The 8,405-nt window shown below is 33.1% G+C and carries 12 protein-coding genes; 8 read left to right on the forward strand and 4 right to left on the reverse strand.

What is annotated here, in order from left to right; all coding sequences use genetic code 11:
* Nucleotides 1–40: 40 nt before the first annotated feature.
* Both UC75_RS12735 and UC75_RS12740 read left to right on the forward strand, forming a co-directional pair.
* A complete protein-coding gene (locus UC75_RS12735; RefSeq protein WP_005303665.1) occupies nt 41–430 on the forward strand; it encodes a hypothetical protein in 390 nt (129 codons plus the stop codon).
* 30 nt (nt 431–460) lie between these two features.
* Nucleotides 461–1,006, forward strand: coding sequence for a glycoside hydrolase family 108 protein (locus UC75_RS12740; protein WP_049837810.1), 546 nt, complete (start codon nt 461–463; stop codon nt 1,004–1,006).
* Nucleotides 1,007–1,103: 97 nt separating this feature from the next.
* Here the strand turns inward: UC75_RS12740 and UC75_RS12745 are convergent, their stop codons facing one another.
* Nucleotides 1,104–1,721 carry a LysE family translocator gene (locus UC75_RS12745; protein WP_004793567.1) on the reverse strand — a complete coding sequence of 206 codons (618 nt, stop codon included), beginning with the start codon at nt 1,719–1,721 and terminating at the stop codon, nt 1,104–1,106.
* A gap of 239 nt (nt 1,722–1,960) precedes the next feature.
* On the opposite strand from UC75_RS12745, the gene UC75_RS12750 reads away from it, so the two are divergent.
* The 4 genes from UC75_RS12750 to UC75_RS12765 all read left to right on the forward strand — a co-directional run bounded on the left by UC75_RS12750 (nt 1,961) and on the right by UC75_RS12765 (nt 5,090).
* Entirely contained in the window at nt 1,961–2,893 is a 933-nt protein-coding gene (locus tag UC75_RS12750; protein ID WP_049837811.1) for a lauroyl acyltransferase, read from the forward strand.
* A 347-nt stretch (nt 2,894–3,240) separates the two neighbouring features.
* Nucleotides 3,241–3,456, forward strand: coding sequence for a cold-shock protein (locus tag UC75_RS12755; RefSeq protein ID WP_049837812.1), 216 nt, complete (start codon nt 3,241–3,243; stop codon nt 3,454–3,456).
* 219 nt (nt 3,457–3,675) lie between these two features.
* Complete coding sequence (locus tag UC75_RS12760; protein ID WP_049837813.1) at nt 3,676–3,900, forward strand: hypothetical protein; 225 nt, start codon at nt 3,676–3,678, stop codon at nt 3,898–3,900.
* Between the two features lie 380 nt (nt 3,901–4,280).
* Entirely contained in the window at nt 4,281–5,090 is an 810-nt protein-coding gene (locus UC75_RS12765) for a pyrroline-5-carboxylate reductase family protein (RefSeq protein WP_049837814.1), read from the forward strand.
* Nucleotides 5,091–5,104: 14 nt separating this feature from the next.
* Here the strand turns inward: UC75_RS12765 and UC75_RS18935 are convergent, their stop codons facing one another.
* From UC75_RS18935 to UC75_RS12775, 3 genes are all read right to left on the reverse strand, one after another.
* Nucleotides 5,105–5,221 (reverse strand): hypothetical protein, encoded by a 117-nt coding sequence (locus UC75_RS18935; protein ID WP_004793556.1) that lies wholly within the window; start codon nt 5,219–5,221, stop codon nt 5,105–5,107.
* Nucleotides 5,222–5,399: 178 nt separating this feature from the next.
* Entirely contained in the window at nt 5,400–5,885 is a 486-nt protein-coding gene (locus UC75_RS12770) for an Lrp/AsnC family transcriptional regulator (protein WP_049837847.1), read from the reverse strand.
* Nucleotides 5,886–6,118: 233 nt separating this feature from the next.
* Nucleotides 6,119–6,793: an HAD family hydrolase gene (locus tag UC75_RS12775; protein WP_049837848.1), complete on the reverse strand. Its 675-nt coding sequence runs from the start codon at nt 6,791–6,793 to the stop codon at nt 6,119–6,121.
* Between the two features lie 197 nt (nt 6,794–6,990).
* On the opposite strand from UC75_RS12775, the gene UC75_RS12780 reads away from it, so the two are divergent.
* A complete protein-coding gene (locus tag UC75_RS12780) occupies nt 6,991–7,758 on the forward strand; it encodes a class I SAM-dependent methyltransferase (protein WP_049837815.1) in 768 nt (255 codons plus the stop codon).
* A 282-nt stretch (nt 7,759–8,040) separates the two neighbouring features.
* Nucleotides 8,041–8,379, forward strand: a complete 339-nt coding sequence (locus UC75_RS12785; protein ID WP_049837816.1) for a hypothetical protein — start codon at nt 8,041–8,043, stop codon at nt 8,377–8,379.
* The last annotated feature ends 26 nt before the right edge of the window (nt 8,380–8,405 follow it).

Consider the following 8,405-nt stretch of genomic DNA (forward strand, 5'->3'; position numbering starts at 1 on the left):
CGAGTTTTCAAGTTTTTACCCTTTAAAGCAGGACAAGATTATGAAAACAGTTCCAACGGGTGGTTTAGCCACATTTTTAGATTTTTATAGCATTGCAATTATGGTGGCTTTAGCAGTCAGCTTAGTTGTGGCAGTCGTGTTGATGATGCGTTTCCCTCGCTCACCGCAAGAATGGATTGTTGGACTGATATGTACGGTCGTTTCAAGCTTAACGGGTGGCTCATTTATTATCATGAAATGGAATTTACATGAATGGGTATCGGATATTTGGGGAATGATCACACTATGTGGATTCTTCTTTATTTGCGGTTTGCCGGGCTGGGCGATTGTGAGATGGATATTTAACTTCATCAATAAACAAGAAGGTAAAACGATTGTAGAAGTCATCAAAGACTTAAAAAAAGCGAAGGACGATCTGCAAAATAGCTAAAAACAGTTTCAATGATATAGGTAAAATAAAATGAATATTGACCAGTACTTAGAAGCACTCATAGACAGAGAAGGTGGGTATGTTAATCATCCATCAGATCATGGGCATGCCACCAAATTTGGCATTATAGAGGCAGTTGCTCGATCGAACGGATATCAAGGTGATATGCGAGATTTACCTTTAGCTGTGGCCAAGTCTATTTATAAACAACAATATTGGTTTGAACCACAATTTGACCAGATCAATCAAATTAGCCCTGCTATAGCAGAAGAGTTGCTTGATACGGCTATAAATTGTGGAGTCAACTTTGCAAAGCCTTTGTTACAACGTGCTTTAAATCTGCTAAATAAGCAGGGTGAAGAGGGCTGGCCAAATCTTACCTTAGATGGCCAATATGGGCCTTTGACTTTTCAAGCACTGAGTACGTATTTGAACAGGCGTAATAAAGATGGAGAAACGGTATTACTACGCGTTTTAAATATTATGCAAGGGCAGCACTATATCGAAATTACAGAGAAGAACCCAAATTATGAAGACTTCTTTTATGGATGGATCTTAAACAGGGTAGCGTTGTAAAAATTGTAGTTAGATAAAAATATGCTGATAGACAAAAGACTTGAAAAGCCTAACCATGAGTTGAGGCTTTTCAAATAATCATATGTCGAGTAATGATTTATTGTGTAATGAGTAAAACTGCAAGAAGAAAGAAAATAGCGCCACTAATTTTATTGAGTATAGAAAAATTATTTCCAGCCAACATCTTTTCTTTAAAAATTGAAGAGAAATTTGCATAGACCAAATGAATTAAGAAACCAATAAAACAAAAGGTTAAAGATAGAACTAAAAACTGAGTTAAAATTTCTTTCTTAATATCAATAAATTGAGGGAATAGAGCAATAAAAAATACGATTGTTTTAGGGTTAAGCAAAGATGCAAGTAAGCCTTGATAAAAGAGTCTCGATTTACTTACATTTTTATCGCTTTGCTGATCAGTGATTAAATCTTGCGATGGCGATTTTTTGCTGAAGTTTTTATATCCAAGGTACATTAAATAAAATGCACCAATAAATTTTAAAACCGTAAAAATAGTAGGGTTGCTGGTAATAATAAGACCTACACCGCTAGCGGAAATTACAGCAATTACAAACATACCAATGATTAAGCCGCTAATACCGAATAAAGCAGTTTTAACACCATAATTGATTGAATTTGTGACAGTAAATAAAACGCCAGGTCCAGGGCTTAGGAGAGTAAGAAATGCAATTGTTATAAAGACTAAAAGACCGCTCACGCTGATATATCCTATTTATCAATGAGACAAGATTATGCGGTTACTTTAAATGAGAAAATAAGTTATGTATACAGACAGTTATGTATATTTAAGGCTGAAATAGATTAAATGTTTAAAATATGCATTTATATAAATAGGTAGGGTACATAAAAAGCTTATTACTCAAAGCAACATAAACATACAACCCCACCAACAGGGGGTGTTAGTATGCTAAACCTATACCTCAAGAAATATACAGCATGACGAAAAAAGAACGGCAGTTTAAATCTGGCGAATTTCGATTTTCCTTTTTATCGTTTAAATATTGGGGTCTATGGTTTTTAGCTTTTGTTTTGATGTTATTCGCAATGTTACCTTGGTCTATTCAATGGCGTCTTGCTGATTTTCTTTCGAAAATAGCATGGAAATTTTTAGGTTCAAGAAGAAAAACAACATTACGTAATTTAGAAGCATGCTTTCCTGAAAAAACACCTATACAAATTGAAGTGAAAGCCAAACAGGTTTTTGTTGATACTTTAACGGGAGTATTTGAAGCTTTAAATGCTTGGTACCGCCCAAACTGGTTTAAAAGCCGTGTTCACATAGATGGATTAGAGAACTTAACTAATAATCAAGAAAATGGCGTACTACTATTAGGTACTCATAGTACGCTTTTAGATGCTGGTGGAGCTGCTTGTACCTTATTTTTTAATATGGACGTGGTTTACCGACCTCAAAATAACCCCTTTTTAGATTTTCTAATTCATCGTAGTCGCGCAAGAGTCTATAAAAACCAGATTGCTCGAGACAACATGCGTGGACTTATCCAAAACCTTAAACATGGTCATGCAATATGGTATAGCCCTGATCAGGATTTTGGTCTAAAACAGGGTGTAATGGCCTCATTTTTCGGAATACAGGCAGCTACTGTGACCGCTCACCGCAGGCTGATGGATATATCAAAAGCAGCAGCGGTACCTTTGTACTTTTATAGAAGTGGAGATATCAGAAACCCTCAATATCATGTTCTCGTGGAACCTAAATTAGAAAATTTTCCAAGTGGATGCGAAGTTAGCGATGCTGAAAGAGTCAATAAGATTATTGAGAATCAAATTCGTATTGCTCCTACCCAATACATGTGGTTCCATCGACGTTTTAAGACACGCCCTGCTGGTGAACAGAAGTTTTATTGATGGTCTTATGGGCAACAGGAACGTTGCTGTTTTCAATTGAAATGAAACAAAATTTGATTTTTTAAATGAAAGAAATTTGAATGAAATCAATGTGAAAAAAGAGCGTGTGGGAGCATTTAAGTTTTCTTGTTTGAATTATTTTGAATATCGATTGCAAATGCTTCTGAAGCGTGTATTATCGAGAATAACTAACAAAATATTCTTGTCATAATAAATTTCTATTTGCGCAGTTTTATATTTATAATCCTTCGGTTTTTTCAGATATTTAAGTTTTGACGTCTATTTTTTAGTTAAATTGGTTTCCTCCAATAATAAGTTATAATATTTTAAGATTCAGGATATAACATATGTCTACTACTACTGGTACAGTAAAATGGTTCAATGAAACTAAAGGTTTTGGTTTTATTGTGACTGAAGATGGGAAAGATATTTTTGCTCATTTTACTGATATTCAAACACAAGGTTTTAAAGTTTTATTAGAAGGTCAACGTGTTGAGTTTACCGTAGTACAAGGTAAAAAAGGCCCTCAAGCTTCAAATATTGTGATTCTTCAAAACTCATAAATAAATAGGGCTTTTAATTGATTTAAATATATTATTTAAATAAAATATGTTTAAGTCTAAAGCATTTTATTAGAGTTTAAAAAACCCACTTTATCTTTTGTGGGTTTTTTATAAGTTTTAATTCGACTTATATTCAAAAAAACAACTACAAACATACTCTTATAAATGTGCTTCTAAATTTTCTGTTAAAATATAATGAATTAGGTGTGTGGTATTAAAATGGATATTTGTATTGGCGGTATTTTTGACGGTCAGAAAATAGAAAACAATAATGATTTCTTTAAGATCGAAGAGCATTATTCAGATAATAGTTCTAAATACATTAAGCAACACTTTCACTTGTTTGGGCAAATTTTTAGCTTCTGGGTGTGTGAAGATGTGGACTTAAGTCAAGCAATAAGAAAAGCCGAGAATATTTTAAAGAGGAAAAATGAAAATATTTAGCTAATTAATAAAAATACTTTTACTACAGTCTATTATTTTAAAGATTTTCTTATTAATTTATTTGAAATAGATTTAATAAGTAAACTTTAATTTTTGAAAAATAATGATTTTATTTTGTTGCTTAAAATAGTATTTACAATATTTTAGTACTGGTTACAGACTTTTACAATTTGTATATAGAATTTGCTAAATATAGTTATACATTAGGCTTAAGAAAAAGTTGTTTTATTTATTGCGCAAATAAAACAAAACCCACTTTAATAATATATTTTATTAAAGTGGGTTCTTTATTCAGACGGTCATCTTTAATTCAATATTCATAATTAAACTATAGATAATACTTATTGTTATAGCCTCCCTTAGAAAGGAAAACATTTTAAATGTTAAGTGAAGTACAACCTAATATTTGCTTTATTGGCAGTAGTAATTTAGCTTTGGCTTTAATCGGAGGAATGGTTTTAAAAGGGTTTAACAAAGAAAAAATACACTTGATTGAAGAGAAAAAAATTAATGATACACAGGCATTGAAGCAAAAAGAAAATGGTTTAAAAAAAGCTGACATTGTTGTGTTGTTACTCGACCCAAAACAATTAAAAGAGATACTTGCGCCGTTTAAAAAATGGTTAGCAAATAAGATTATTGTTTCTATGATGGCCGGGATCGATATTGCACATCTATCCAGTTTTACAGGTTCAAAGAAAATCGTTCGTGTGATTTCAAATCCGCCTGTGCTTACGCATACGGGTACTCATGTGCTTATTGGTTCAGAGCAAATGGACCAGCTCGATAAAGACTTAATTGAAACCTTGTATTCTGCAACGGGCCAGACTTTTTGGGCGCCGTCTGAAACACAAAGTGATGCCATTATTGCATTATCAGGTTCAGGGCCAGCTTACTTTTTCTATATTTTAGATAGCATGATTAAGACGGGTGTTTCATTAGGGCTAGATAAACAATTTGCCTTAGATCTTGCGCTTCAAGCGGCTACTGGCGCAGTCGAAATGATTCGTAAAAGTAGTGTTCCACCAGCGGAGTTATGTGGAAAGGTCACTTTAGCAAATGGGATTACCGAATCTGCTTTACGAATGTTTGAATTAGGCAATGTGTCTGATGATATACGTTTAGCCATGAGGGCCGCATATCATCGTAGCAAAGAAATTACTTCAGAAATTCTTTCTGAGGTTCGTTAACTCTTTTTAGCAAACTAGGCCTTTAAAAAGTATTCCCAAATAATGAAACCTAAGCCAAACCCAATAAAAGAGTAGAGAGTAATAATAAAGAATACAAAACTGGCCTTATTTTTTTTCTTCAAAATGTTCATGGCGATGCCTCCAATTCAGATTAATTTTATTATGGAGATGAGGAGGCTGTAATCATAGATACAGAATTTTTTAAAAAAAATATAACAGAGCTTAAATCTGTTATGGGTTAAGCCGCTTAACTCAATAAGAATTTTCGAATCAACAGTTTAAGTCGATGCGCTATAGGCATTACATCTTTTATTCAATTAACATTAAATCGGCGGTATTGGCAGATTTAAGAGGGCGTAGGGCAAAGGTCGAACGGGTGTGTCGAATTCCCTTAATTGAATAGAGTTTTTTCCGTAAAAAACGTTCGTAATGGTCAGCATCTTTTACTGCTACTTTTACCAAATAATCATAATCACCTGTAACCAGATGCGCTTCTACAACTTCTGGTATGTCGGCTAATGCTTCGCTGAAATTTTCAAGCATTTCATCGTCATGGCGTTCTAAAGTAATTTCTATAAAGAATACTTCATGAATACCAATCGCCTTCGGGTTTACGTTTACCGTATAGCCTTCAATAATTTTTAAAGTTTCCAGACGTTTCAGTCGTGTCCAGCATGGTGAAGATGAAAGACCGACTTCTTCTGCTAATTGAGCAACGGTTAAACGGCCATTGCTACGTAATGCAGATAAAATTTTCCGATCTATGCGATCTAGTGTGTATTCTGTTCTGTTCAAAATATAAACCAAAGAAGAATCTTCTGATAAAATTAAATATACTTCATTTTTATGCTGCGAACATTTAAAAATATTAAAAAATACAGGAAACATTTTGAGTTAAAGGTACATACACTAGTTCTATGCATCGAACCTCTCTGGATAAGGGTTGTGATGGAGCAAAGAGCACTGTTTCAGTAAGGGTGACTAAACAGTGCTCTTTGCGGATCTTTTATAAGTTCTTAAATCTATTGTTAAAGAATAGAATTCTCTAATTTGTTAATTGCTATTTCTAGCTGATCATAATGGTGAATCTTTTTATCTGCTAAAGGATAGTTAATGGAAGGATCGGGATGGAAAAAGATCGTTTTCATTCCAGCTTTGTTAGCACCTTCAATATCGGCTTTCGGATTATCACCTACAAAAATACATTCATTAGGGGTAAAGCCAAGCTCTTTACATGCGTGCTCAAATATTTGTATATCTGGTTTTCGTAAGCCTATAGCCTCTGAAACAATAATTGTAGAAAAAAATTCTTTAAGACCTAGTGCATAAAAGTTATTTTCTTGGAAAGGGGATTTCCCATTAGAAATTAAGCCTAATTTATATCCTTTGTTATAAAGATTTTGAATTGTTTCAGGAACTCTTTCAAATGAAGAGGAAAACTTATTAAAGTCATTAACGTAAGAGTTCAGCAAGGTCTCGACGTTAAAATTTTTGATATTAAAATCTTTAAGCAATTGGGTGTAAACCAAGTCTTTCCAAACATTTCCATTATTATCTAATTCAATAAATCGAGTGATAAAGTCTTGCTTATTCTTCTGTGATACCAATTGAAAGAAGTTTACTTGCCATTCAACAAATTTTTTAAGTGATGTATTTCTGTCAAGTAGAGTCTGATCTAAATCAAATAAAATGGCTTTTGGCATTTTCTGTTTTTGTAAAATTTTTAGATAAAGCCAGTATAGCTGTCTATTGAATTTAAGGATTTTAAAATTTTGTGATGACTGTGTATTAAAACAAATTAAATAATAACTTTTATTTATCAATTGAAGAAAAACTAATCATTATTTTTTATCTAACTTTTCCTTTATGGTGATTTCATTGCAAAGTAGGAAGCAAGGTTATGATCACCCAGCACGATATAAACCAAAAACAATATCAAAATAAATCTTTAGACTATTTGAATAGCCAAGCGCATTCTGAAGGAATTGAATTTAATAAATTTATTCATGAAATTCAGAAATATGAAAAGGCTGTGGTTCTAGATTTAGGCTGTGGTGGTGGTCATGTTTCTTATAATGTTGCTCCACATGCTGACCTAGTCTTTGCCTACGATTTATCTCATGAAATGTTAGACACAGTGTCTAAGGCCGCTAGCCAGCGCAAATTAAAAAACATCTTTGTGCAGCAGGGCATTGCTGAAGACATGCCTTTTAGTGATCATCAGTTTGATGTCGTGATTAGCCGATATTCAGCTCATCATTGGCAGCATGTTCCGACTGCCATGAAAGAAGTAAACCGTGTTCTTAAGCCAGATGGCATTGTTATTTTTGTAGACATTATCAGTTCTAGCTCACCAATATTAGATACGTTTTTACAGACGATCGAAACTATTCGAGACCCAAGTCACGTAAGAAATTATAGTGTGAAAGAGTGGGTTTATTTTATCGAAGACGCAGGCTTTGACTTAGTAGCTTTAGACAAGCAAACGCTTTCATTAGACTTTGATAGTTGGGTAAAGCGTATGAAAACCCCTGAAGATCAAATTAAAACTTTACGCTATTTGCAGGAAGGTTCATCTGACCTCGTTAAGAAGTATTTCAAAATTCAAAATGACGGTAGCTTTGAAAGCCATGTGGGTTATTTTGTCTTTAAGAAGTTAGGTCTTTAAAGTGGTGTCATGAGTAAGGGTTTTAGTCGATAAGAAATGAATGAAATATCACTAAAACTCTTTTCTCGAACCGATTGGATTATATTAAAGAAGATTAGAAAAAATTTAATATCATTTATTTGAGAAAACTTAATCACACAATTTTTTTAAGGTGATTAAGTATTCAAAAGGGAGGAGGATTTATCTAATTTCCTTATTATTAATAGACACTTATAAGTAATTATTATTTAATACGCCCGCAACATTATCACTAATACTTTTAATAACTTTGTCGGGGAAATAATGCGTAATATTTTAGTAACAGTTTTCACTTTATTGGTAGGAACATCAGTTTATGCTGAACAAGAGCCTAAAACTTATATACAGCGAACAACTTGCGAGAGAACAGTACAACTACATGGTTTTTTAAGCCGTGCTCAACTTGATTGTAATTATCACTATACTTCACAAGAATTAGTTCATGAATCTGACAAATGTACTAAACATGAACTAGGTGAAAAATATGGTAAAGAAGTTATGAGATTAGGTATGGACCAATTTGAGGCACGCAAGAGAGGAGATATGAAAGGCCAATTATGTAGTACGGTTTTAAAAGAGTTTCCAAATTATATTAAAAAATAAAATAAGGTTTTAAAGACCTCTTCTAG

This window comes from Acinetobacter sp. V2 (assembly GCF_001188385.1).
GTDB classification, from domain to species: domain Bacteria; phylum Pseudomonadota; class Gammaproteobacteria; order Pseudomonadales; family Moraxellaceae; genus Acinetobacter; species Acinetobacter oleivorans.